Source organism: Vibrio sp. 811 (genome assembly GCF_033339195.1).
In genome coordinates this window covers 1-543 of record NZ_JAWOUB010000836.1, presented here as the reverse complement: position 1 = coordinate 543, position 543 = coordinate 1, and the positions used below count along the sequence as shown (strand labels likewise).

Annotated in this window: 1 pseudogene; it reads left to right on the top strand. The window is 54.1% G+C overall.

The window, feature by feature from the left end:
• Positions 1-543: pseudogene (locus tag R7Q46_RS29670) on the top strand (propeptide, peptidase); the annotation flags it as partial.

Sequence of the window (543 nt, the reverse complement as noted above, 5' to 3'; positions counted from 1 at the left end):
CAGGTTCGCGTGCGCTGATGTTGGGCGTTGGCGGAGTATCTCCGGATGCTGCGGATGCAGATGTGATTTTGCACGAGCTAGGACACGGGATTCACTATCAAATCGTTCCCGACTGGGCGTATGGCCACACTGGCGCGATTGGGGAAGGTGTCGGTGATTACTGGGCGGGCAGTGCGAGCTACCGAACACAATATTTAGATGCGGCTCGCCGTGGTCAGGAATTTGAGATTGATACGGTGTTCAACTGGGATGGCATGTTTGGCGTTCGCCGCGCAACACGCAGTCTCTGGAACCAACGTGCTCGCTACTTTGAAGGAGCGGAATACCGAGCGCATGAAAGTGTTGGTGGTGAATTGGGCGACGAGTTGTGGTCGACACCTTTATTCCAAGCCTTGAAAGCGTCCGTTGCTCGTTTTGGAGATGGTTCGGATCGTGTTTTCCGTGACTTTGACTCGATTGTGCTTGAAGGCATGTACGGCGTGGGTCGTGGTGTGAAAATGCATGATTTGGCGGAGTCCACCGTGTTTGCCGCGACAATGCTTT